This is a genomic window from Nostoc sp. FACHB-152, from assembly GCF_014697475.1.
Classification (GTDB): domain Bacteria; phylum Cyanobacteriota; class Cyanobacteriia; order Cyanobacteriales; family Nostocaceae; genus Nostoc_B.
The window spans coordinates 24486-48114 of record NZ_JACJRV010000016.1 but is presented as its reverse complement, the minus strand read 5'-3'; the positions used below and the strand labels follow the sequence as shown (position 1 = coordinate 48114).

Genomic DNA, 23629 nt, shown 5'->3' with positions numbered 1-23629 from the left:
CTAAACGGTGAATTTTATCTGCTTATATAAATAGTTAATTATTTATTTTGTGACTTTTGTAAAAAGTTTTATGTTGGATGGAAATGATACTCACTGTCCCTACTAACGCCAAAGCTGATGGGACGAAAGCCACCCATACACCCCCAATTAACAGACTCAAGCACAGTAAATACAACACACTACTAGTAATACATACTACCAATAATAATATTGGCAGCGATCGCCACCTCCAAGCCAAAATTCCCCCTAAGAGTGACCAAGCCCAAATCCAAATGATTTCCACCCCAGGCGACCAAACTGTAAGTAACGGCCGCCCATCTAAGACAGCACTCAGAATTTGACTGATCATTTGCGCTTGTACTAGCACTCCGGGCATTTGGGTTTCTAAGGTTTTGCCATAGGGAGTCGCCCAGTAGTCGGGAAAATCACCTCTCGCTGTCACACCAATCAACACAATTCTGTCTTTGATGGCATTGGCGTTAACCGGACTAGATAAAAATTGGGTGAGTGTCACCTTTTCGGCAATCATGTTCGAGGCGCGGTAGTTAAGTAAGGTTTGCCCACCATTGGCATCAATTTTTTGATATGCACCGCTACGAGATGATAAACGGGGAAAAATAACCTTACCTAACTTTAACTGCCGTTGAGGAGTAAATTTTGGCTCAATTCCCAAAGGTAAAAGATAGCGGAATGCTAATTGGGTACTGAAAGCATATTCAGCCGGACATAAAGATGCCGTCTCTGGAGTCATAAACATCAGATGGCGACGCACCACATTATCAGCATCATGAATAAAGTCACTAAAACCTAGGCGTTGTTGGGGAATTTCTGGTGGTGGTTCAATGCCTTTAATATTGGCTGTAGCATCACTTCCCTTACACACGCCAATTAAGTTATCTGTTTTTTGCAGTCGCCCAATTAAATTTGCTTGTTCAGCCGGAAAATCACGATAAATATCTAACCCGATCGCTCGCGGTTGATGTTGTTGTAATTTGGTTAGTAGGGCATTGAGTGATTTGTCAGACAGAGAAGTTCCCTTTAAAATTTCACCGTTGCGACGTTGGGCGACTAAATCAGCATCATCAATTGTGACTATTAGCAGTCGAGGATCAGGGCCTTCATCAGGACGCGATCGCATCATTTGGTCGAATGCTAGCAATTCTACACCTTGAAATACTCCCAAAAACCGCAACGTACAAATTACGGCGGTCGTCGCCAGACTAGATAATAAACCTGACTTCCATCCTAATTTAGAGGGTGGAGGTGAACTCGGAATTTCTGGCTGGGCTGTAAATACTAGTTCCTGCCAAGTCAATGGTGTCTGTGCGGGATTTTGAAAAATTACTGGTAGCCACGTAGCGCAGGGAAATTTATCTTCTAAGCCTTGTAAGCGTTCCCGCCCTTGGCGTACTGCTTGATATAAAGGTTCGCCTCTGGCAAAACTAATTAAAAAATACTTTAAAAACTCTTGGGCTACCTGGTCAGGAACAGGTTCGCGCATAATTACCATTTGGGGAATGTGTAAATCTGCCAATTCTCGTGCCAGTCCTAAACCATCACAGGAGTTGAAAATTGCTAGATGTAAACCCCTCTCAATTGCTTGCTTGAGGGCGTATCTTAACTCATTAATGCTGAGACTATCAGTTTTATTTAAATAAATCAGCCCTGTAGCATCATTTCCCAGGCTAGAACTGTGTCCAGCGAAAAATATAATATCCCAGTTTTTTCCCCAAAGAAAATCATTTAATTCTTGCCTTGTTGGTTCTACTAAAAAGGTGACATCAGCATTGGGACACTGTTGCAAAATAGTTTGGTCTGCCTGGGTATCAATTCCTTGACTATTGCCAACAATCGCTAAAATTTTGACTTTTGGGTTTTGGGTGCGTGGTTGCAGAATCCGATCATATGTTGGTGAAGCGATCGCAATTTCTGCTTTAGAATAGCGTTCAAATATTTCCCACAAATGCCAAGGTAATCTCTGTATTTGACTATTATCTGTTTGCAAAACTACCCTTATTTCGTCTGTAGGCAGTAATTTTTCTAGCCATTTTTCTCTTAACAGACGAAACTCTTCTGCTCGTAACCAAGAGTTAAACCGAGCGCCTAAGGCATGGGCTAAATCTTGACAACTTTGGCTAATAGATACATTTGTTACTTGAATTTTTTCCGCATCTAAGCGGTAAGTCTTCCCTAATTGGAGATAGCTAAATTGCCACCTGGAGTAGTAAAGCGGCATTTCTGGGCATGGTGACAGTCTACCTGTAATTTCGGAGTCAGGGCGATCGCCTTCTTCACCAATCTGAAGAGTCACAGCAAACCCTTGGTTGAAATTACCATCTCCGAATTTCAAAACCACTAACTTCGTCATGACTGTCGTTATTTGTTATTTATCATTTGTGATTCGTCATTTACAAGCTTGAAGTAATCAACTATCCAAAATCTAAAATTATTCTGCCTCCTGCCTTTTTAAATAATAAAATGTTCTGTAAAACTCATATCCCCTAAAGAGATTTGCACGCTAAACTTTTCTTGAAGGTCACCACGAAGTTGCAACTGTATATAGTTGTCTGCGCTTCTAGCTTGAGCTTCTAAAAATACCTCTCCCGACTCATCTAATACCGTGAGTTTGACTGCCTCTGGCAAATAAATCTGATTACCTATAGGATGTAATTGTAAACGGATACTGGTTTTATTATTTGTTTCCGAGCTAATTTCTACAATCAGCATTACGGGATGATTAGCTATTTGAATACCCAAATCAATTAGCTTTGCTCGTTTCGTAGGTATTTGTGACTGATGAGGTGATGTTTCGTCTGTAGTTACGCCACCGCGAAACGCATAAACGGGCGTAGAGTCTAGTAAGTCCCATAAGGATTCTACTGTTTGCCAACCGGACTCAAACTGATTAATAAACCATTGGCTTAAATTTACCAATGGTTGAACTGGAGATGTTTTTAATTGGGCGATGCAGTCAATTAATGCTTCTATAGGTTGCAATTGATTTAAACGTAATATTTCAGCATCCACAGTGCGAATAAAACCTAATATATTTGCTTCTTGCAGTGATTCATCAATTTGCACCACCACATAACCAACTCGCTCTTCCCAAGTTTCTGGTGGCATTAAACATCCTTGTGCGTGCAATTGTACAGGACGACACTCTAACCGACCAACTGATGGGATTTCTAAGTCGGCTACATTGGCACACAACTGCATGATGGGATTCCAACTATCGCTGGCATTGAGATTAGTGGGAATTTCCATCATTTGCAAGTAATCATTTACTACCAACACAGCTAATGTATTTAAGCGGACTTGTTCGGCTTTGGCAGAAGTAGGTTGTTGATTGGCAAACTGTTGAGCAATGTTACGAGCAGTTTGAGAAATTGGCAATTGAATTCCTAAATCATCTACCCTATGGGTGGTTTTAGTCATACCTGAAAACCTAGTGTTTAATATTATTGTTCGTATGCTTACCTATCATCCACATTGATTAAATTTATGCCAAAAAACTGTAAATAAGTTGAAATTGAAATTGATATTCAGAGGTTTATGAAAAGATTGCTTTTTATGACAGAAAGATTTGCCCCAGATTTAGGGGGGTTAGCTAGAAGTGCAACAAGGTTAGTGGCTACACTCTCTCAATTAGATGTAGAAGTTGATGTAGTTACATGGAGTCGTTATCTGCAACCAGGGGAAGTTTTACCACCGGAATCTATAGATGTCAAATCTCGCGTTTATCGTATTGGGCTTTATCGTCACTGGGATATGACTATGCCGCACACTTTGAATGTGCTGGAATGGTTGCACTCTTCTCGGCAGTATGATGCTGTATGGGGACATTACTTATTTCCTAGTGGGTTTCTAGCCACTTGGTTTGCCAAACTTCAGGGGTTAGTTAGTACTGTTAGCGCGCGTGGTAATGATATTGATAAAGAAATGTTTCCACCAGGAGATTTTGCCCGTCTGCAATGGACGCTACAACAAGCTAAAGTAATTACGGCTGTGAGTGCTGATATGTCGCGCAAAATTCAGCTATTAAGTGGTAGAGATGATGTGTTGATATTGAAAAATGCAGTGGATACAGAGATTTTTGCACCACAGCAAGCGACTGAAGAAATTAGCAAGGAATCTTTAGGAATTCCCCCAGATGAATTAGTTATAGGATTTTGCGGTGAATTGCGCGAAAAGAAAGGGCAACAGTTTTTGTTAACGGCTTTGGCAACAGTAAGTTATCAGCGTCCTGCTTGCTTGTTAATTATCGGTGAAGTGCGGAATTCTCAAGAATCTGTGCTGCAAGTGTATGCCAGTCAGCAAGCAGAAAGTAGCCAAAGAATTATTATTACAGGACATTTATCTAATCCTCAAGCAGTCGCGGCACATTTACAACTGTGCGATGTTTATCTCCAGCCGTCATTGTGGGAGGGAATGCCAAATGCACTGTTAGAAGCAATGGCTTGTGGTTGTTGCTGTATTGCTAGTGATGCGGGTGGTATTCCCGAAGTAATTACACATGGTGAAAATGGTTTTATCTTGCCACGTTCACAACTACACCATCTAGGCGAAGCGGTGCTGGAATTTTTGACAATGCCGATATTAGAGAAAAATCAAATTACTCAAGCTGCACGCGATCGCATCCTCTCAGAATATTCTATCGCTCAAGAACAACGGCGACTTCAAATTTTAATTGACCGCTTGATGCCTAATTCTGTATAAGCTGCAATTAAAGCTTCCCCTGCATAGTTCCATGTGTAATATTCTGCAATTCTTTTTCTAGCATTCTCTGCAAGTTGATTTGCCAATTCTTGATCATTCTGCAACTGCAACACTGCATCTTTAATAGCTTTGGCTGAACCGGGTTTAACTAATAAAAAATGTACTCCATTTTCTCCCAGTTCTCTTACTACTGGTAAGTCACTAGCAATTACAGGTGTTCCGGTTGCCATGCCTTCTAAAATTTTGAGGGGACAACAACCTTGAATTAAGTTGCGATCGTTGGGTGTTAAAGGAGCCAAAATTACATCAGCAGTATGAATATATTGCACTAACTCTGGCTGTGAGATGGGTTCTAATATATTAAGTTTATCTGTTACACCTAATTTTAATGCCTGTTGTTTTAAACTTTTGATTTGGTCAGGTCTTGCTTGTCCAATTACTGTTAAACAGGCTGGAATATCTCGATTTAATAAACCTAAAGCTTCAATTGCTAAGTTTACTCCCTGCCAAGGTGAAAGTGTACCAAAATATAGCATCTGTATATCTGCTACGCTATTGTGATTTACTATCTTGGGTTGATATGTAAACACATCTAAATCTACGCCATTAGGAATTACTTTAATTTTATTTGCTGGGACTCCGCGACTTTGTAAATATTGCGATGTCACACTACTAGGCGTAACAATTAAATCTGCGGCTGACAAACAAATTTTCTCTTGCGATCGCAATTTATGTAAAAGCTCTTTGTCATCAGCAACGGCTGGATAACGATATTTTAATTCTATAGAAGGTAAGCCATTCACTTCAAAAATTAACTTATCGCAATATTGCGGTTTATTAAGGGCAATTATAAAGCCTTCGTAAATTGAACGAATATGTACTGCTTCAAATTGCTTGTCTTTTAACCATAGCCATAACCCATAGCGAAAATATAAAATTCGCTGAATCAAATTCTCACCCAAAGCTGGTAAAGTCGTTTGAATAACTTGCGGATAAATTTCTTTACCATCTAGACATTCGGTTGTTGGTGAAACTGTTAATAAATTAATGCTGCCAAAAGCATCTACTAATGCTCTAGAAAAAGCTGCAATATGAATTGCTGCTCCCTTTGGTGCTGGAAGAGTATCAAAAGAAATATACGCTAACTTTTGTTGGTTCATAAATATCTACATAATATCATTGTCTCCTATTTTTATGTCTTGCTATACTAGCCTTGAAGTTGGATAAAATATATTAAAAAATATTTCAATTTTTATAATAAAAAACTTGAGAAGGTTAAAAAATAATTTAAAGCTAGTAAATCTCATTAAATCTGCAATAATATGCCTATTGATTTAAAACAATTCCGCCAACACCTGATCTATAAAGCGCAAGCTCCAGTCGCTAAAATAATAGATGATCTACAGGAAATAGCAGAGGTTGATCATCTCGCCGAGCTAAAACAAAAGGAATACGGACAGCAGACACTATATTATTTTTTAGGAATAATTATTACAGTTGTATTGATGTTGGTTGCACCCAATGCTATCACCAATACTGGATTACAGAGTGTGCTTGTTGCCTTGTTTGCGTTAGCTATCATCGTGTTGAGTATTGGTTTTATTTATGCCTTAGTGAATAGGTTCAAGTTTGGCAGAATCAACGTTGTTAATTCTAGATATCAGTCAACGCAAAGAATATTGCAAATGCTATCTAGAGATATGGATGCAAATGCTGATATTGAGTTGCAATTATCCTTTCAGCCAATTGAGAAAGATGAATATAAAACAAATACAACACCACATCCTATCAAGTCTGGATGGAAAATAGACCACTATCAACATGAATGGCTGAAAATTCAAGGTCAATTTTTAGATAAAACTCGCTTTGAGTTATCTGCAACTGATATATCTAAAAAGCAATATGGCTGGAAGCGTGGTAGCAGTGGTAAAAGCAAGTATAAATCAAAAACCAAGTCTGGAGGATTAGATATCAACTTAAATATTACCTATCCTCAACGCCGATATGGAGCAGTTAAACTTTTAAAAAATGAAGCCACAAATGCAATTAAATTATCTAGATTAGCTCATCTTAGAGGGTTGAGAATTACAGATAAAGCGATGCATATAGTTGTGAGAGTAGCACCAAATGTTGTAGGTAGTCCAGAAGAGGTTTATCAAACAATTACAGCCATGTTTTTAAGCGTTTATCAAATACTCAATTTAGCAAAAGTATTGTCTAAACAAAATATATAGTAGGTTACAGATGACAGGTAATAGGGTGACAGATTTAAAAGTATTTTGATGTCTAAATAAATTAAATATTGTTATATGAAAAATGCAATTTTAAAAGTCTCACTTCTTGTTTTAATAGCTACAGTTTGGGGATGTAATAGCGTAAATAAAGCTAATATAGAGCCAAATCAAGTAAATAGCACTCCAATTGCAGCAACAGCAACTAATATAGATGCTCGGACTGACAAAATTAAATTTAAAACAGAAGGCGGTTCTGATTTATTTTCGCTTAAACAGCAAGCCGATGGCGCAAAATTAGTAGATGGCAAAGAGCAAGAGTTAGCTAGAATTAAGGCAGATAAATCAGGGAAAATTAAGTTAAAAAATTCTGCTGATAAAACCTTAGGATATGTAGTAACCAAACAAGATCATTGGAAAGTAGAAAATCCAGAACAAAATAAAGATTTATATATCCTTAGAAAGCAGAATAATGGCGATTATCAACTAGAAGACGCGGCTAAAAAAGAAATCTATCAGATTAAGTCACGCAATGATGGTTTAGAAATTCTAACGCCTAATAATCAATTAGTTTACAAAATAAAAGTAAAAGAAGGAAAAATTTCTTTAAGAAATCCATCAGAAAAAACCATTTTTTCGACAAAATCAGGCATATCATCAATTGCATTTGCTTGCTTTGGTTTTGATGTTATGACTCGTGAACAGCAGGCGGCTTTGGCTTATGCTGTAAATTCGACAGGAGGGCGATAGACTGTGCAAATACAGCTAACTTGGACAGATCCAAACACCAGCACTCGTACAGAATTAAGATTAGAAACTCCCGTGGCAATAGGGCGGCAAACTGCAACTATGCCTCAACAAATTGGCGAAAAAGGAGTTTCGAGAGTTGCGATCGCAGATGATTTAATTGCAGATTATCACGCTTTAATTGATGAACAAAATCAAGAGTTAATTATTATTGATCAAAATACCAACAATGGCATCAAGATTAACGGCGTACAATCATCTAATGGCATTCTCAAAAATGGCGATCGCATTCAAATTGGTACTGCGGAAATCGTAGTTAATATCACAACTACAGCCTGGGAATGCGATCGCATGGTAGGCTTTTTATTTAAACGCCGTTGTGGACGCACCGACAGAACTAACTGTCCCTTCTGCAACGAGTCATATACAGAAGACTACGCCTATTACCCGAACTACGGTAGCTATAGAGATAGCTGGGGTAGTAGTTATTATCGGGAGACTACTTATTCTTACGAATCTGAAACAGGTAATGTAGACTTTACCGATGCTGATGGTAATAGCCTAGAAGACGAAAGAAATACTGACTTTGAAACTAATATGGGAGCGAGTTAATTAGCAAGAGTCGGGTGTAAGGGTTTAGGGGAAAGAATTACAGCAGGTAACAGGGGACAGGCTTGAAAGTCTTTTGTTACATGGCTTTTTGGTGAAAACTTGTACCTCATTCACCTACACCCTAAACCCCTACCCCCTTACACCCTTTAATTAATGCTTACCGTCTGATATACTGGCTCGCTAACTGAATCGCATCAGCAATGTCAACATCGCCATCTCCGTCGGCATCCAAAAAGCTATTGAGTACCGGATTGCCGCCAGATTGAGGATTTTGCGAGTTGGCACCAACTTTTAAGAAATTCAAAACCACAGGCACCATTAAAGGTAGGAATTGTTGAATGATCCCAGCATCTAAGCCAGTGCGTTGGGCGGCTACCTGCGCTATCTGCTGTTGCATACCCAAAGAGAACAGTGAATCTACAGCCTGGGGGTTAGGAGAAGTACCCGCATATTCATTTACTAAAGTTTGGGCTTCGGCATTACCGCCTGTAGCTTGCTTTTCTTGTAACGAAGAACGTACATAGTTGCCGACAATACCCATAACCGATTGTATGGTAGAAGAATCTGCACCAGTGCGATCGCTCAACTGCTGCACAGTGTTGACAATACTACCTATTTGCCCCAAACTACCTTGTTGATTAGGGTTAGCTACAGCACCCAGAATTTGGTCAAAAAGTCCCATAAGTTTTTTCTCCCTGAATTACATTCAATATCTGATAATTGCGGTGTATTTTTCCAATTTTGCCTATATATTAATTTTTCATCCTACTCATTTCCAGGAATTCGAGGAACTATCTCTAGTACTAAGGACAGACTATTGTTTTCTTGTCCTGCCATTTTTTAGCTGCAAAACCTTGTGCGGATTTGTTTCACTGCTGAAACTATTAAGATTAAAAGCATCTGCCCATTAAATAGTGACTCCCGCTAACCATGCCTTTATCGCGTATAGTAACGCTGATTGTTGGTCTCATCGTCATCTTGGCACTTAGCCTGTGGCTGATTGATTCTCTGTCACGCCTGTATTGGCAATTGTCCTATTCCCCATTACTAGGCAATTTACTGTTGTTGCTGCTAGTTGTCCTCATTGGTGGATTGGTTGCTGCCTTTGTTTATTACGTGTTAGTGCTGCAAGGTGGAGAAAAACGTTCTAAGCAAAATCGCAGACGCGTCACACCAGCGCAAATTCCAGCTGTGAAATCTGATGCAGCATCTTCCACGCTGCAAGCTGTACGGCAACAAGTCTCACAAATTCAAGATGAAGTAGCACGGCAAGCTTTATTGAGTAAATCGCGGGAAATTGAAGCCAATTTAGCCAGGGGAGAAATTCAAGTTGTCGTGTTTGGTACAGGGAGTGCAGGCAAAACTTCCTTAGTCAATGCGATTATGGGGCGGATGGTAGGCCAGGTAAACGCGCCAATGGGTACAACTACCGTCGGCGAAACTTATTGCTTGCGATTGAAGGGCTTGGAACGCAAGATTTTAATTACCGACACACCGGGAATTTTAGAAGCAGGGGTAGCAGGAACAGAACGAGAACAATTAGCCAGGGAATTGGCAACTGCGGCAGATTTATTGTTGTTTGTCGTGGATAATGACTTACGACGCTCAGAATATGAACCATTGCGCGGTTTAGCAGAAATCGGCAAGCGATCGCTGTTAATTCTTAACAAAACAGATTTATATACAGATGAAAATAAGGAAATAATTCTCGCCCGATTACGTCAACGGGTGAAGGGATTTATTGCCCCTAACGATGTCGTAGCGATCGCAGCTAACCCCCAATCTGCCCAATTAGAAACAGGTGAACTCTTCCAACCAGAACCTGATATTGTACCGTTGCTGCGGCGCATGGCGGCTGTGTTGCGGGCTGAGGGGGAAGATTTAGTTGCAGATAACATTCTTTTGCAATCTCTAAGATTAGGAGAGGAAGCACGAAAACTCATCGATGCCCAACGTCGCCGCCAAGCAGATAAAATCGTCGAGCGATTTCAATGGATAGGTGCGGGTGTAGTATCTGTCACACCGTTACCAGTAGTAGATTTACTGGCGACGGCAGCTGTCAATGCCCAGATGGTTGTAGAAATTGGCAGAGTTTACGGCTGTGAGTTAAACATGGAACGCGGGCGAGAGTTAGCCTTATCTTTAGCAAAAACTATTGCCAGTCTAGGTATAGTCAAGGGCGCGATTCAATTACTATCTACCGCCTTGCAACTGAATGTGGCGACATTTATTATAGGCCGGGCAATTCAAGGTGTAACCGCCGCCTATTTAACCCGAATTGCCGGGAAAAGCTTTATTGAGTATTTTCGCCATGATCAAGATTGGGGCGATGGTGGAATGACGGAAGTCGTGCAGCGACAATTTCAAATTAATCGCCGGGATGAATTTATTAAAGCTTTTATTCAAGAAGCGATCGCCAGAGTTGTCAAACCCTTACAAGATAAAGCTGAGGTCGCAGAAGAAAATATCCAAGATAAAAGTTGACTCATATCTTATTACCCTATTGCCTGTTGCCTCTTCCCTATTGCCTGTGTTTTTTATGAGACTAAATTGTAGCGATCGCTTCTTGTAATGTCTGTTATGTACTTACGTCTTAGTAATGCAGTTATTACACATCTAAGTTCCAGTAAACCAGATAGATTGTAAACTTTCTACTAAGCTACTCTCGCGTAAATACTGAATATATTTTTTAGTACTAAAGCCTACAATCCTTAATATTGCTAGCAATTTTACACTTTTTTCCCCAATCATACTGAGGCTGTTAATTTAAGCTTTTTGTAAAAAACTTCTATTAGAGTTGCCGTTCGTTTTTTCTACTGACAGTATAGAAATATGCAAAGGCAACAAACAAAAAACGAAATTCAAAGATTAGGGAGTTAACAGAAATGTAGAGTTCAGCAATATTACTTAAGTGTGTTCATACTCAATGGATATATGTATAGCGAGTGACATAAACATCTCTAAAGCTCATAATTTGATTTCAGTATATTTGTCTAGGCTATGCTTTTTGATTAGAACTATCAAGCCTACCAAACATTTTGCCAAAATCAAGAATAGAAAAACTTTTGAGTTTTAGAAGCTTGCTGATATCAAAACTGATGCAATTTTTGAGTTTTAAATCAGTTTCAAATACCTAATAAGTAACATCTCTGCAAATAGAGATCAAATCTTGATGTGTACAGGATTCATGTAAATCATTCCTGACTCACTTTGCCAATTCATCAATTCTAATGTTGGAGAAAAGAAAACCATGTTGACAACAACTTTCAAAAAATTATCTCAAGCTACTGCTGTTACAGCCCTTGGTATTGCTATGTTGGCATCTGTAGGGAATGCCCCTGCTCATGCTGTCAATTTGCAAACATTCAATCTCTCAGGACAATTTGCATCACAAGCTCTTAATGGTTCAACTGGAATAGCTGTAGATTTGCAAAATGGTTTTTTTGATGGTAGCTACACAGTAGATACAGATTTATTACCTACTACTACGCAAGTATCTTTATCCAGTTGGATTATCAATTTGAAAGATGCTTCCAACAATATTTTGAAAACCTTTTCTAGTAGCACAATTGGCAATACTGGTTTAGTAGTAAATGATGGGCTTTTATTTACAAACAAAATTGCTTCATCCAAAGGTCAAGAAACTGCAAGTTTAGGATTAGTATTTGCACCAGGATTTACTAGTCCTGTTGGTGGCGCATCTGATGGCTTGTTCAGTAGTGTAGTGTTTAAAAAAGGTACTATAGTTTCTGGACAATTACCTATCAAAGCAGTACCAGAACCTCTTTCCACTACTGGTATTGCAGTTGCAGGTGCTATGGGTTTATGGATGAAGCGTAAACAAAAAGCTCCCGTAGCATAGTTACATTTTTGAAAGTCGGGGATAATTCATCAACTGGATTGATTTGATTGCAAAGTTTAAACTCAAACACGCTCAGGGGTTCCTTCTCTCCTCGCAAGGAAGGAACCCCTTTTCATTGATATTTCCAGCCCCTAATATCATTTCAGGAAAAATCTGATGTGTATACGGATCTTGTAGAGACGCGATATATCGCGTCTCTACAAAATTTATGTATATCGCCATAGATGTGAAATGGTATAACCTCTAACCCTTAGCCCCTGGTGCAACTAAAGTAAACACCGTAATCTCAGGACGAGCAAACAACCGCAGATGCAAACCTGTCATTCCTAAGCCTCGGTTGGTATATAAAAACATATTCCCTATTTGATATTGTCCTAAATAATATTTTTTTCCCCACGGTGGCAGAATTGGCGGTTCGATAAACGGTAAACGTACCTGTCCGCCGTGTGAATGTCCTGATAGTTGCAAATCAAACCGCCCTGTAGCCGCACTGATAGTTGCAAAATCTGGTTCGTGTGCTAACAATATTGCTGCGCCTTCTTTGGGTAGCTGCTGCATAACTAAATCTATGCGACTTTTACCCATTTGCACATCATCTACACCAGCAATATGCAGCATGGCATTACCCCGTTTTAGGGTGTAAACAGCATTACCAAGGTGGACAATATTACTTTTTTGTAGTGCTTCGATAATCTTTTGTGTATCATTTTCGTGGTCATGATTGCCCAATACTGCTACAGTCTTATCTTTGGGTGTGAGGTGAGTTAAAGAAACAGTCAGCGAAGGAATTAAGTGTGGTAAGTTCCGAGTAACTAAATCTCCTGTAATTGCTACTAAGTCGGGTTTTTGTTGATTAACTAATCGTACTATTCGCTGCAAACGCCGAGTACTCATCCATCTATCTCGGTGAATATCGCTAATTTGCACAATGCGATAACCATTAAATTCTGATGCCAGGTTTGGTAATTTCAGTTGTAAAGAATTGATTTCAATCCAATTTGGTTCTATCAACTTAGCGTATAGTAAAGTACCAAAGCCTAGCAAAATGCACAATCCCATACATCGAAAGGCTGATCTGCTGGCTTTTCTCAACCATTTACGAGTTCTCAAGGCATCATCTCCTTCGACGTGAGAGCTACTTTCTAAAAATTTGGTGGTTAATTTTCTCTAATTAAATAAAATCAAAGAGAGTCTTAAAGTCGCTAAAATGAAGAAATGTGATATAGTATCTGTTTCTCTACGCCTGGTTTTATGGGACTGCCAATTGTTGCAATTATCGGCCGGCCAAATGTCGGCAAATCCACCCTGGTTAATCGTCTCGCCGGGGAACAAACGGCGATTGTCCACGATGAGCCAGGTGTGACCCGCGATCGCACTTATCTGCCCGCTTATTGGAGCGATCGCGAGTTTTTAGTGGTAGATACAGGTGGTTTAGTCTTTAACGATGACACCGAATTTTTACCCCTAATTCGCCAACAAGCATTAGCAGCCTTAGCAGAAGCCAGTGCAGCGATTTTTGTGGTGAATGGTCAAACAGGCCCAAACTCAGCTGATGAAGAAATTGCTGAGTGGTTGCGTCAACAACCAGTACCAGTGCTGCTGGCTGTGAATAAGTGTGAATCACCAGACCAAGGCATAATTCAAGCTGCCGAGTTTTGGGAATTAGGGTTAGGAGAACCATACCCGATTTCGGCAATTCATGGCAACGGTACAGGAGAATTACTCGACGAGTTAATTCAATACATTCCGCCGGTATCAGAAGTACCAGAAACAAACGAAATTAAAGTGGCGATCATTGGTCGGCCAAATGTCGGAAAATCAAGTTTGTTAAATGCCTTCGTGGGTGAAGAAAGAGCCATTGTTAGCCCTATTTCTGGTACAACCCGCGATGCGATCGATACCTCAATCGAAAGGGATGGGCAACAATACCGACTGATTGACACTGCGGGGATTCGCAAAAAGAAAAGCATCGAATACGGGACAGAATTCTTTAGTATTAACCGTGCCTTTAAAGCAATTCGTCGGGCTGACGTAGTGTTATTAGTCATAGATGCCCTTGACGGCGTTACCGAGCAAGACCAAAAATTAGCTGGGCGGATTATCGAAGAAGGTCGCGCTTGCATCGTTGTAGTAAATAAATGGGATGCGATTGAGAAAGACTCTCACACTATCTACGATTACGAAAAAACTCTGCAAGAACGGTTACATTTTACAGATTGGGCTTCTACCATCTTTGTAAGTGCTTTAACAGGACAACGGGTAGAAAAGATTTTAGAGTTAGTCGTTGAAGCAGCAGCAGAACATAAACGCCGTGTTAGTACATCGGTAATTAATGAAGTCTTAGAAGAAGCTGTCAGATGGCACTCACCACCAACTTCACGCGGTGGTCGTCAGGGCAAAATTTATTATGGTACACAAGTAACCACCCAACCCCCGACAATTGCCCTGTTTGTGAACGAAGCCAAACGCTTCAACGACAACTACCGCCGCTATATTGAAAGACAATTCCGGCAACAGCTAGGGTTTAAGGGTACACCCATTCGCTTACTCTGGCGGAGTAAGAAAGTCCGCGATGTGGAAAGTGGCAATGTTAACCGCGCAACTCGCGTGTAATAATTGCTGGTCATTAGTCATTTGTTCTTTGTCTAATGACTAATGATAAATGACTAATGACTAAATTATGGATTTACTGCGATCGCTACCACTAGGACTATATTTAGAACAACCGCAAACTTGGCTACATAAATTAGATCCGCGTGTCAAGTTTTTTTGGTTGATGAGTTTTTTGACAAGCTATAGCTTTGCCAACAATCAATGGCGTGTTTTGTTAGTTGCATTGCTAATTATTTTTACATTAGTTGCTAGAATTCCCCGACGAGTCTGGCAACAGCAGATGGGCTGGCTATTAACACTGTCGTTTTTAGTATTATTAATTGCAGCTATCAGTCCTGATGGTTTGGGGATCAATTATCAGCCGCGTCTGCCAGGCAACGAACAAGTTTTAACCCAGCGCACCCCGCCCCCTGCTCCTAATATCATATTTCCTAGTAAGGATAAATACTCTTACGTCCTATTTCATCAAGGCCCAGTCAAAGTAACTCGTCGTTCTTTAGATTTGGCAGTGCGGCTGAGTACAATTTTGTTCACTGTAATTTACAGCACTAACTTATATTTACTTACAACCGCACCAGAAGAAATTACTGCTGCGTTTGAAAGCATCATGCAGCCACTACGTAGGTTTAAAATACCTGTAACTGAAATTACCCTAACTCTAACTTTATCGTTGCGGTTTATTCCCCTTGTCTTAGAAGAAATACAAAATCTCATTCGTTCTGTCATGACAAGGGCGATTAATTGGAAAAAATTAGGGTTAAAAGGCGCCGTCAAAGTTTGGATGATAATCGCAGAAAGACTGTTAGAAAATCTACTATTACGGGCGGAACAAATGGCTAATGCCATGATGGTGCGCGGTTTTACCAGTCCCCACGAACACAAAGTGCAGTGGCATGAATTACGGCTGAAAAAATGGGATTGGTTAGCGATCGCCACTTTAACTTTATTCTGGGGTGTGCGCCTAGTTTTAGGTAATCAATTTTAAGCTTTGAATTTATGATAACCAAGCCTTGGTATTGGCGATCGCTTCCCTTAGAAAATCGTACAGGCTCAGAAATTTTCGCTGCCTTATTTCTCACAAACACACCATCAAAAATCGCCACCCTTCTAGAAAGTCCTTACCCCACACCTACTGATCAACCTCAACTCAGCCGCTATTCCATCTGTGCAGGCACACCCCGCATCATCGATGGCGTACCGCAGATGTGGACACCTACTTTAGGCCAAATTCTCCCCTTTTTAGAAGAGTTACTACAGAAGAAACAAGCAGAAAACCATCCCTGCTCCCCTGCCCCCCTGCTCCCCTGCCCCCCTGCTCCCCTGCCTCCTCCACACCTCCCCTTCACCGGCGGTTGGCTAGGGTGGCTTGGTTATGACGCAGCTTGGGAAATTGAACAGCTACCTTTTGCCAAATCTGATACCTTACCCTTCCCCGTAGCTTTTTGGTATGAACCAGACTCATTTGCTGTTTTAGATCATGTAGATCAAATTCTTTGGCTAGCAGCTAGTGACATTGATGATGTAGATAGGTTAAAAATTCTTTTAGAAGAAAAAAATTCAGGGAATTCACTCTACCAAGTTACCTCCTCACAACATACACCCATCAGTTCTGCCCCTGAGTTCTTCACATCGCAGTCAGATTATGAAACATCAGTCAATCGTGCCAAAAAATATATTCAGGCTGGAGACATTTTTCAGGCGAATCTTTCTTTGCGATTTTCCGCCTCTACATCGGCTTCTGGCTGGTCGATTTACCAAGCATTACAAAAAATCAATCCTTCGCCTTTTGCCAGCTATTGGCGGACTCCCTGGGGTGAAGTAGTTAGCTGTTCGCCAGAAAGGTTGGTACTGTTAGAAAATCAGGAGGCACAGACTCGACCAATCGCCGGAACGCGATCGCGTGGTGCGACTCCAGAACAAGATCATCAACTGGCACAAGAACTACTCAGCAATACTAAAGAACGCGCAGAACATATCATGTTGGTCGATTTAGAACGCAATGATTTAGGGAGAGTTTGTGAATGGGGTACAGTCAAAGTCGATGAATTACTCACAATTGAGCGTTATAGTCACGTTATGCATCTTGTGAGCAACGTTCAAGGTAACTTACAATCTGGCAAAAACGCCGTTGATTTGATTCGTGCCATGTTCCCTGGCGGCACAATCACAGGGTGTCCAAAAGTCCGGTGCATGGAAATCATCGAAGAACTTGAACCTGTAAGACGTAGCCTATTTTACGGTTCCTGTGGCTATTTAGACTGGCGCGGTAACTTGGACTTGAATATCTTGATTCGTACCCTATTGTTGGCTCCTACTTCTCAAGCAGGGGTGCAGGGGTGCAGGGGTGCAGGGGATGCAAGGGAAGAATATCTTACTCCCAACTCCCAACTCCCAACTCCCAACTCCCCAATCAATACCGTTTGGGGACAAGTGGGTGCAGGCATTGTCGCTGACAGTGATCCCGAAAGAGAATGGTATGAATCTCTGCACAAAGCTCAGGCACAACTAGCAGCCTTAAAACTGCTGAATCATGAAATAGGCAATAGGCAATAGGCAACAGGCAACAGGCAATAGGCTTCAGTGCTGCCTGGTTTCCAAATTTGATGTGTTGTCTGTGTGATGTCTCATATATTCAGCATATCAATCCATCGTTAGCAATTTTGCGCCACCAAGCCAGAATTATGGCAACATGGAGAGAAGCCAGCGTCAGTTTTAATCTGAGAGTCAGCTGTGCGTGGTGAAAATTTTGCAGGGTAAATACCTTTGTCAAGGCAAAGCCAAACAGAAAGCAGAGACTTTTTGATGTTACCTCAGACAAATCAAATCTCTTGTGCGTTTATCCTTCCTAACTTTTAGCTTCATCTGCTCAAAAAGCATTCGATTCATGACTTCATCAATGCTAAAAAGGGCAAAAAGTTACACAACTTCACTTAGTATTGTCTAAATATTCTGACGAAAAGGCATTATCATCGTCTGAATGTTTATTTTTTACTAAGACAAAATATACATACTCCTACCTTGACTCCTAAATGACTTCAGAAACTTCAGAAATTTACATAAATCATCCAAATTGGGGCTTGCTTTATCGGATTTGTTTGGTTGACGAAAACCAAGATCTGTTCACTACACTTTATGCCCAACGCTTATTTTTTCTGGTCACAAACGACGTTAAAGGTATTAAGTTTCAATCCATTGGGCGGACTGAGGCCAGAATGATGTTAGAAAATCGTTTGCGTACCCTACGCCGTAATGGTCAATCTCAGGAGTACGATCAGCTTCAGAGTGTTTTCCAACGCACCTTCCAATGATTAGTTCGATTGACGAACGTATTGCCTCTATTCGCGCCTCTCTGCCTCCCTCAGTCAGGTTAATTGCTGTCAGTAAGCAAGTTCCGGCTGAGGTGATTCGCCTAGCTTATAATGCCGGACTTCGTGATTTTGGTGAAAGTCGCATTCAAGAAGCCGCTCTTAAGCAGGAACAGTTACAAGACTTATCTGATATCACTTGGCACTTGATTGGGCATTTGCAAAGCAACAAAGCCAAAAAAGCCCTAGAACTATTTGAGTGGATTCACTCGGTAGATAATTTGAAACTGGCACAGCGTTTAAACCAATTAGCCCAGCAGCTAGGAGTTAGCCCTAATGTGTGCCTACAAGTCAAAATACTCCCCGATCCTAGTAAGTCTGGTTGGAGTGTTCCCGAATTAATGGCTGACTTGGCGGAACTAAACGAGTGTAAATTTTTACAATTTCAAGGTTTGATGACAATTCCGCCGCTTGGTTTGGATGATGCGGAAATTGTTGATGTATTTAATAGCACTCGTGACTTAGCCAAAGAAATTCAATTACAAAATTGGCAAAACCTTAAATTACAGCATTTATCGATGGGTATGTCAAGTGACTATCACCTAGCTGTACAAGCTGGGGCTACTATGGTTAGATTAGGAACTATATTATTCGGCGATCGCTATTAAATTCTCAAATAGTAATTGCTAGGTACTGGTAGCCGAGCCTCTAAGTAGGGAATGCAGTCAATTTTCCTCGTTTAGAGGTACAATACGGCACCAAAAATAATATTAAAAAAAATAAAGAATAATCAAAGAAACCTGGTATTAAACTTTATATCCGGAAATGTTTGGGATATAATCTTGACTCATTATTGTATCTAGGTTATTGTACAGGCGTTTACATAAGCGTCAGTTTATTACTCGTAATTGTAATAGAAGCTACAAACAGCGATAAGATTACAAAAACTGTCTGACCTTTGTAGCGATCTCAGATGGCTACATCAGCATCATCGCTAAGTCGATAAAGGTAATTTGCATCAGGAGCGTACCAATGAACAATATTTTTTCCAAACTTCGGGACTTCGTGGGGTTGAACGAGCAGGTAGAGTACGAATATTACGAAGAAGAACCAGATACAGATAACTACCAAAATCTGTACCAACAAGAAAATCCTCAACCTGCACCCGCCGAAGCCACTACACAAAATCGACGTTGGCGCGAACCCATGTCTACAATGGGTGAAGATGTAGCAACAGGATCAAAGTCTACAATGGGGAACGTAATTGGTATGCCAGGAGCAGTGAACGGGATTTCGGAAGTATTAGTACTTGAGCCTCGTACATTTGAAGAAATGCCCCAGGCAATTCAAGCCTTGCGTGAGCGGAAGTCAGTAGTTCTCAACCTGACAATTATGGATCCAGATCAAGCTCAAAGAGCAGTTGATTTTGTTGCTGGTGGAACTTATGCCCTAGATGGACACCAAGAGCGAATTGGCGAAAGCATCTTTTTGTTTACGCCAAGCTGTGTGCAAGTCAGCACTCAAGGTGGAGTTATTCACGAAGTTCCACAACCACCAGCGCGTCCTGTACGTACCGCCCCGACTGCAACACCAAACTGGGGTAATGAACCTAACCGGATGGCACAGTAAATTTACATTTGTTGTTAGTCCATTGTCCTTTGTCCTTTGTTATTCGTCCTAAAATACAAATGATTAATGACAAGGACTAATGACAAGTAACAAATGACCATAAAATTTGGCTTAATTGGAGGCGGGGTAATGGGAGAAGCACTGTTATCCCGCCTTATTGCGCGTGGTATCTACCAACCTTCAGAAGTTATAGTTAGCGAACCCCAATCAGCGCGTCAGGCTTTTTTACAGCAGCAATACGATGTGACTGTGACGACAGATAACAGCTTGGTATTTCAGCAAGCTCAAGAAGTGATATTTTTAGCTGTTAAGCCGCAGGTATTTAGTGCGATCGCTCAAGAATTAGCAGATATCATTCTGAAAGAACACTCTCCTTTAGTAATCTCAATTTTGGCGGGAGTGTCTTTACATCAGCTAGAAGCAGCGTTTCCCCAATTACCAGTAATTAGAGCCATGCCTAATACCCCCGCCACCGTCGGGGCTGGGATGACAGCCATATGTTTAGGTGCTTATACCACCACCAAACACCAGCAAATCGCCCAACAATTATTTTCGGCAGTGGGGGAAGTTGTTGAAGTTTCTGAAAGCTTGATGGATGCTGTCACAGGACTATCCGGTAGCGGCCCGGCTTATGTATCAATCCTAGTAGAAGCCCTAGCCGATGGCGGAGTCGCCGCAGGTTTATCCAGAAGTATAGCCAATCAACTCGCCCTACAAACAGTTTTAGGAACAGCACAACTACTGCACGAGAGCAAAATGCACCCAGCAGAACTAAAAGATAGAGTTACCAGTCCTGGCGGCACAACCATTGCTGGCATTAGCCAACTAGAAAAAGCAGGTTTTCGTTCTGCTTTAATTGAAGCAGTCAAAGCGGCTACAATGCGATCGCACGAATTGGGGAAATAGGGGAGTAGGGATTGGTGAATAGGGAGTTGGGAAAGTAAAAAATAATGCCTATTGCCTATTGCCTATGCCCTATTCCCTATTTCCGATGACGAAGTTGACAAAAGACCCGTTAATATAGTAAACAGTCTGGTTGCAAAAGTGATTGAGTGAATTATCCCGCAGCGTCTCCAGAACTTAATTTAGGGTTGATATTTCCCTTTGATCTGGATCAGTTTCAGAAAGATGCGATCGCGTCCCTTAATGCTGGACGCTCCGTAGTCGTGTGTGCGCCCACAGGTTCGGGCAAAACCTTGGTAGGAGAGTACGCTATTTATCGCGCTTTATCCCGTGGCAAGCGCGTATTCTACACCACACCCCTCAAAGCTCTGTCGAATCAAAAATTACGTGACTTTCGAGAAAAATTCGGCCCCGACTTGGTGGGACTGTTAACAGGAGATGCCTCTATTAATAGAGATGCGCCGATTCTGGTGATGACCACAGAAATTTTCCGCAATATGCTCTATGGCACACCCATCGGGCAAGTCGGTACTTCTTTAGTGGACGTAGAAGCAGTGGTATTAGATGAGTGCCACTACATGAACGATCGCCAGCGAGGTACAGTGTGGGAAGAATCAATCATCTACTGTCCCCGTGAAGTGCAACTAGTAGCCCTCTCTGCCACAGTTGATAATAGCGAACAACTAACAGATTGGTTAAATCACGTCCACGGCCCCACAGACCTGATTTATTCTGATTTTCGGCCAGTACCCTTGGAATTTCACTACTGCAATCCCAAAGGTTTGTTTCCCCTATTAAATGAAAGTAAAACTAAGATTAATCCCCGCCTAGTTAAGAAACACAAAAAAGGGCAAGGGGATAAAGGCAAAAATGGCAGACCAGAAGCCCCTGGCATCATCTATACCTTGAGCCAGCTACAACAACGGGATATGCTGCCCGCAATTTACTTTATCTTCAGCCGTCGGGGATGCGATAAAGCCGTGGCAGAAGTAGGTGATTTATGGCTAGTGAATGGCGAAGAGTCACAAATATTGCGCGAGCAAATCGATGATTTCTTAAACCGTAACCCCGAAGCCGGGCGTTCTGGACAAATTGCCCCCCTTTATCGCGGAATTGCTGCCCACCATGCCGGAATTTTACCTGCTTGGAAGGTGCTAGTCGAAGAATTATTCCAGCAGGGATTAATTAAGGTGGTATTCGCCACTGAAACCTTAGCCGCAGGGATTAATATGCCTGCCAGGACAACAGTTATTTCCACCCTTTCCAAGCGTACCGATACTGGACATCGCCTATTGAACGCTTCCGAGTTTCTGCAAATGGCAGGTCGGGCTGGGCGGCGAGGGATGGATAAACAAGGTCATGTGGTGACAGTCCAAACTCCCTTTGAAGGTTCTAAAGAAGCAGCGTATCTGGCAACATCTAAACCAGATCCCCTAGTCAGCCAGTTTACACCTAGCTACGGTATGGTGCTGAACTTGCTGCAAACTCACACCATAGAACAAGCCAGAGAACTTGTAGAACGCAGTTTTGGGCAGTATATAGCCAACTTGCACCTCAAGCCAGAATATGACGAAATAGCGGAATTACAAGCCCAACTAACCCAACTAGGAGAACAAATTGCCGCCGTAGACGAAAACGAAATCGCTGTTTATGAGAAATTGCGACAACGGCTGAAAGTTGAACGCCAGTTATTGAAAACGCTGCAAGAACAAGCCCAAGATGACCGTCAAGAGGAATTGTTCATGATGTTGGGCTTTGCTGTCTCTGGGACACTGTTAAGCCTGAAAGGGAAAAATATTACAGTGTCTACACCTGTACCAGCAGTATTAGTTGGCAAAAGCCCTGGCTCAGGTCAAGCACCATACTTAATATGTTTAGGGCAAGATAACCGTTGGTATGTAGCCACGACGGCGGATGTCGTCAATTTGTATGCCCAATTGCCCCGCATTGACGTGCCAGCAGATATTTTGCCACCGCCAGAAATGCCCTTTAAACCAGGACAGTCGCGCCGGGGGAATGAACAATCAGCTGCGATCGCAAAACTTATTCCTGACGAAACTGAATCTTTGAATCTGCCACCAGAAGTCGCAGAACAACTCAGTCGCGTTACCGCAGTCCAAGAACAGTTAGAAAATCATCCGTTGCATCAATCAGGTAATGCTGGCAATATTTTCAAACGCAAAGCACGCTATATCGAACTCGAAGCCGAACTCGAAGAACTGCAAAGCCAAGTCGAACAACAATCACAACGCCATTGGGAGGAATTTCTCAATTTAATTGAGATTTTGCAACATTTTGGCTGTTTGGATAACTTAGTCCCAACCGAACTAGGTCGAATTGCTGCCGCTATTCGTGGAGAAAATGAATTGTGGCTGGGTTTAGTTTTTGCCAGTGGTGAACTCAACCAATTAGACCCGCACCACTTAGCAGCTGCGATCGCGGCTTTAGTAACAGAAACCCCACGTCCAGATAGTAAAGTCAATTTTGACTTGAGTGAACAAGTAGCAGAAGCTTTGGCAAAACTACGAGGAATTCGTCGCCAAATGTTCCAACTGCAACGACGGTATAACGTAGCATTACCTATTTGGTTGGAATTTGAGTTAATTGCGCTTGTAGAAAAGTGGGCTTTGGGCATGGAATGGACAGAACTTTGCAGTAACACCAGCTTAGATGAGGGTGATGTAGTCAGGATTTTACGCCGGACTTTGGATTTATTATCCCAAATTCCCCATGTTCCCCATTTACCAGAAGTTTTGCAGCGCAATGCCTACCGTGCAATGCAATTAATTGATAGATTCCCGGTGAATGAAGTGGTTGAATAAGCTGACAAAAGGCAAATTTACATTTAACAGTGAACAGTAAACAGTTATCAGTCAAATCCTTGGCGAAAACACCACACCAATTGGTGGAAGGCGTTGGTGGTGAGTCACTGCGGTCTTGGGGTCTCCCCAAGTGAAGCAAGTGACGAACCCGTTAGGGCGCTTCTTTATCCCCCACCATACGCTTTCAGG

General features: G+C 41.5%; 19 protein-coding genes. 14 read left to right on the top strand and 5 right to left on the bottom strand.

The annotated features are described in order from the left end of the window. Nucleotides 1–34: 34 nt before the first annotated feature. Together H6G76_RS14810 and H6G76_RS14805 are read right to left on the bottom strand one after the other, a co-directional pair. The gene (locus H6G76_RS14810) at nt 35–2368 is read right to left on the bottom strand and encodes a CHASE2 domain-containing protein (RefSeq protein WP_190701685.1); all 2334 of its coding nucleotides are present in this window, start codon (nt 2366–2368) and stop codon (nt 35–37) included. A gap of 98 nt (nt 2369–2466) precedes the next feature. Beyond that, nucleotides 2467–3435: a DUF1822 family protein gene (locus H6G76_RS14805; protein ID WP_190701682.1), complete on the bottom strand. Its 969-nt coding sequence runs from the start codon at nt 3433–3435 to the stop codon at nt 2467–2469. 117 nt (nt 3436–3552) lie between these two features. Between H6G76_RS14805 and H6G76_RS14800 the strand changes: the two genes are divergently transcribed. Next, nucleotides 3553–4716, top strand: coding sequence for a glycosyltransferase (locus H6G76_RS14800; protein ID WP_190701679.1), 1164 nt, complete (start codon nt 3553–3555; stop codon nt 4714–4716). Here the strand turns inward: H6G76_RS14800 and H6G76_RS14795 are convergent. Continuing rightward, nucleotides 4677–5876, bottom strand: coding sequence for a glycosyltransferase family 4 protein (locus H6G76_RS14795; RefSeq protein ID WP_190701676.1), 1200 nt, complete (start codon nt 5874–5876; stop codon nt 4677–4679). The two genes, H6G76_RS14800 and H6G76_RS14795, sit on opposite strands and share 40 nt — an antisense overlap. 162 nt (nt 5877–6038) lie before the next feature. Between H6G76_RS14795 and H6G76_RS14790 the strand changes: the two genes are divergently transcribed. The 3 genes from H6G76_RS14790 to H6G76_RS14780 all read left to right on the top strand — a co-directional run bounded on the left by H6G76_RS14790 (nt 6039) and on the right by H6G76_RS14780 (nt 8306). Continuing rightward, nucleotides 6039–6950 carry a hypothetical protein gene (locus H6G76_RS14790; RefSeq protein ID WP_190701674.1) on the top strand — a complete coding sequence of 304 codons (912 nt, stop codon included), beginning with the start codon at nt 6039–6041 and terminating at the stop codon, nt 6948–6950. Nucleotides 6951–7025: 75 nt separating this feature from the next. Continuing rightward, on the top strand, nt 7026–7697 hold the full coding sequence (locus H6G76_RS14785) for a hypothetical protein (RefSeq protein WP_190701670.1): 672 nt from the start codon (nt 7026–7028) through the stop codon (nt 7695–7697). Nucleotides 7698–7700: 3 nt separating this feature from the next. Further along, entirely contained in the window at nt 7701–8306 is a 606-nt protein-coding gene (locus tag H6G76_RS14780) for an FHA domain-containing protein (protein WP_190701667.1), read from the top strand. 157 nt (nt 8307–8463) lie between these two features. On the opposite strand, the gene H6G76_RS14775 is transcribed toward H6G76_RS14780, so the two are convergent. Further along, nucleotides 8464–8988: a DUF937 domain-containing protein gene (locus tag H6G76_RS14775; RefSeq protein WP_190701664.1), complete on the bottom strand. Its 525-nt coding sequence runs from the start codon at nt 8986–8988 to the stop codon at nt 8464–8466. A 248-nt stretch (nt 8989–9236) separates the two neighbouring features. On the opposite strand from H6G76_RS14775, the gene H6G76_RS14770 reads away from it, so the two are divergent. Continuing rightward, nucleotides 9237–10790: a YcjF family protein gene (locus H6G76_RS14770; protein WP_190701661.1), complete on the top strand. Its 1554-nt coding sequence runs from the start codon at nt 9237–9239 to the stop codon at nt 10788–10790. 766 nt (nt 10791–11556) lie between these two features. Continuing rightward, the gene (locus tag H6G76_RS14765) at nt 11557–12168 is read left to right on the top strand and encodes a PEP-CTERM sorting domain-containing protein (protein ID WP_190701658.1); all 612 of its coding nucleotides are present in this window, start codon (nt 11557–11559) and stop codon (nt 12166–12168) included. Between the two features lie 243 nt (nt 12169–12411). On the opposite strand, the gene H6G76_RS14760 is transcribed toward H6G76_RS14765, so the two are convergent. After that, nucleotides 12412–13278 (bottom strand): metallophosphoesterase, encoded by an 867-nt coding sequence (locus H6G76_RS14760; RefSeq protein ID WP_242056399.1) that lies wholly within the window; start codon nt 13276–13278, stop codon nt 12412–12414. Nucleotides 13279–13419: 141 nt separating this feature from the next. On the opposite strand from H6G76_RS14760, the gene der reads away from it, so the two are divergent. The 8 genes from der to H6G76_RS14720 all read left to right on the top strand — a co-directional run bounded on the left by der (nt 13420) and on the right by H6G76_RS14720 (nt 23440). Continuing rightward, nucleotides 13420–14781, top strand: coding sequence for a ribosome biogenesis GTPase Der (gene der / locus H6G76_RS14755; protein ID WP_190701654.1), 1362 nt, complete (start codon nt 13420–13422; stop codon nt 14779–14781). Nucleotides 14782–14848: 67 nt separating this feature from the next. Continuing rightward, the gene (locus H6G76_RS14750; protein WP_190701651.1) at nt 14849–15766 is read left to right on the top strand and encodes an energy-coupling factor transporter transmembrane protein EcfT; all 918 of its coding nucleotides are present in this window, start codon (nt 14849–14851) and stop codon (nt 15764–15766) included. A 14-nt stretch (nt 15767–15780) separates the two neighbouring features. After that, complete coding sequence (locus tag H6G76_RS14745; RefSeq protein ID WP_190701833.1) at nt 15781–17334, top strand: anthranilate synthase component I; 1554 nt, start codon at nt 15781–15783, stop codon at nt 17332–17334. A 476-nt stretch (nt 17335–17810) separates the two neighbouring features. After that, entirely contained in the window at nt 17811–18089 is a 279-nt protein-coding gene (gene pipX / locus H6G76_RS14740) for a transcriptional coactivator PipX (RefSeq protein ID WP_190701648.1), read from the top strand. After that, a complete protein-coding gene (locus H6G76_RS14735; RefSeq protein WP_190701646.1) occupies nt 18086–18754 on the top strand; it encodes a YggS family pyridoxal phosphate-dependent enzyme in 669 nt (222 codons plus the stop codon). The genes pipX and H6G76_RS14735 overlap by 4 nt, the downstream gene beginning before the upstream one ends. 364 nt (nt 18755–19118) lie before the next feature. Beyond that, nucleotides 19119–19715, top strand: coding sequence for a cell division protein SepF (locus H6G76_RS14730; RefSeq protein ID WP_190701643.1), 597 nt, complete (start codon nt 19119–19121; stop codon nt 19713–19715). 93 nt (nt 19716–19808) lie between these two features. After that, the gene (proC, locus tag H6G76_RS14725; protein ID WP_190701640.1) at nt 19809–20621 is read left to right on the top strand and encodes a pyrroline-5-carboxylate reductase; all 813 of its coding nucleotides are present in this window, start codon (nt 19809–19811) and stop codon (nt 20619–20621) included. A gap of 146 nt (nt 20622–20767) precedes the next feature. Continuing rightward, nucleotides 20768–23440: an RNA helicase gene (locus H6G76_RS14720; protein WP_190701638.1), complete on the top strand. Its 2673-nt coding sequence runs from the start codon at nt 20768–20770 to the stop codon at nt 23438–23440. The last annotated feature ends 189 nt before the right edge of the window (nt 23441–23629 follow it).

Coding starts and splice junctions, on each gene's coding strand:
- H6G76_RS14810 (WP_190701685.1), bottom strand. CDS start 2,368: ATGACGAAGTTAGTGGTTTTGAAATTCGGAGATGGTAATTTCAACCAA.
- H6G76_RS14805 (WP_190701682.1), bottom strand. CDS start 3,435: ATGACTAAAACCACCCATAGGGTAGATGATTTAGGAATTCAATTGCCA.
- H6G76_RS14800 (WP_190701679.1), top strand. CDS start 3,553: ATGAAAAGATTGCTTTTTATGACAGAAAGATTTGCCCCAGATTTAGGG.
- H6G76_RS14795 (WP_190701676.1), bottom strand. CDS start 5,876: ATGAACCAACAAAAGTTAGCGTATATTTCTTTTGATACTCTTCCAGCA.
- H6G76_RS14790 (WP_190701674.1), top strand. CDS start 6,039: ATGCCTATTGATTTAAAACAATTCCGCCAACACCTGATCTATAAAGCG.
- H6G76_RS14785 (WP_190701670.1), top strand. CDS start 7,026: ATGAAAAATGCAATTTTAAAAGTCTCACTTCTTGTTTTAATAGCTACA.
- H6G76_RS14775 (WP_190701664.1), bottom strand. CDS start 8,988: ATGGGACTTTTTGACCAAATTCTGGGTGCTGTAGCTAACCCTAATCAA.
- H6G76_RS14770 (WP_190701661.1), top strand. CDS start 9,237: ATGCCTTTATCGCGTATAGTAACGCTGATTGTTGGTCTCATCGTCATC.
- H6G76_RS14765 (WP_190701658.1), top strand. CDS start 11,557: ATGTTGACAACAACTTTCAAAAAATTATCTCAAGCTACTGCTGTTACA.
- der (WP_190701654.1), top strand. CDS start 13,420: ATGGGACTGCCAATTGTTGCAATTATCGGCCGGCCAAATGTCGGCAAA.
- H6G76_RS14750 (WP_190701651.1), top strand. CDS start 14,849: ATGGATTTACTGCGATCGCTACCACTAGGACTATATTTAGAACAACCG.
- pipX (WP_190701648.1), top strand. CDS start 17,811: ATGACTTCAGAAACTTCAGAAATTTACATAAATCATCCAAATTGGGGC.
- H6G76_RS14735 (WP_190701646.1), top strand. CDS start 18,086: ATGATTAGTTCGATTGACGAACGTATTGCCTCTATTCGCGCCTCTCTG.
- H6G76_RS14730 (WP_190701643.1), top strand. CDS start 19,119: ATGAACAATATTTTTTCCAAACTTCGGGACTTCGTGGGGTTGAACGAG.
- proC (WP_190701640.1), top strand. CDS start 19,809: ATGACCATAAAATTTGGCTTAATTGGAGGCGGGGTAATGGGAGAAGCA.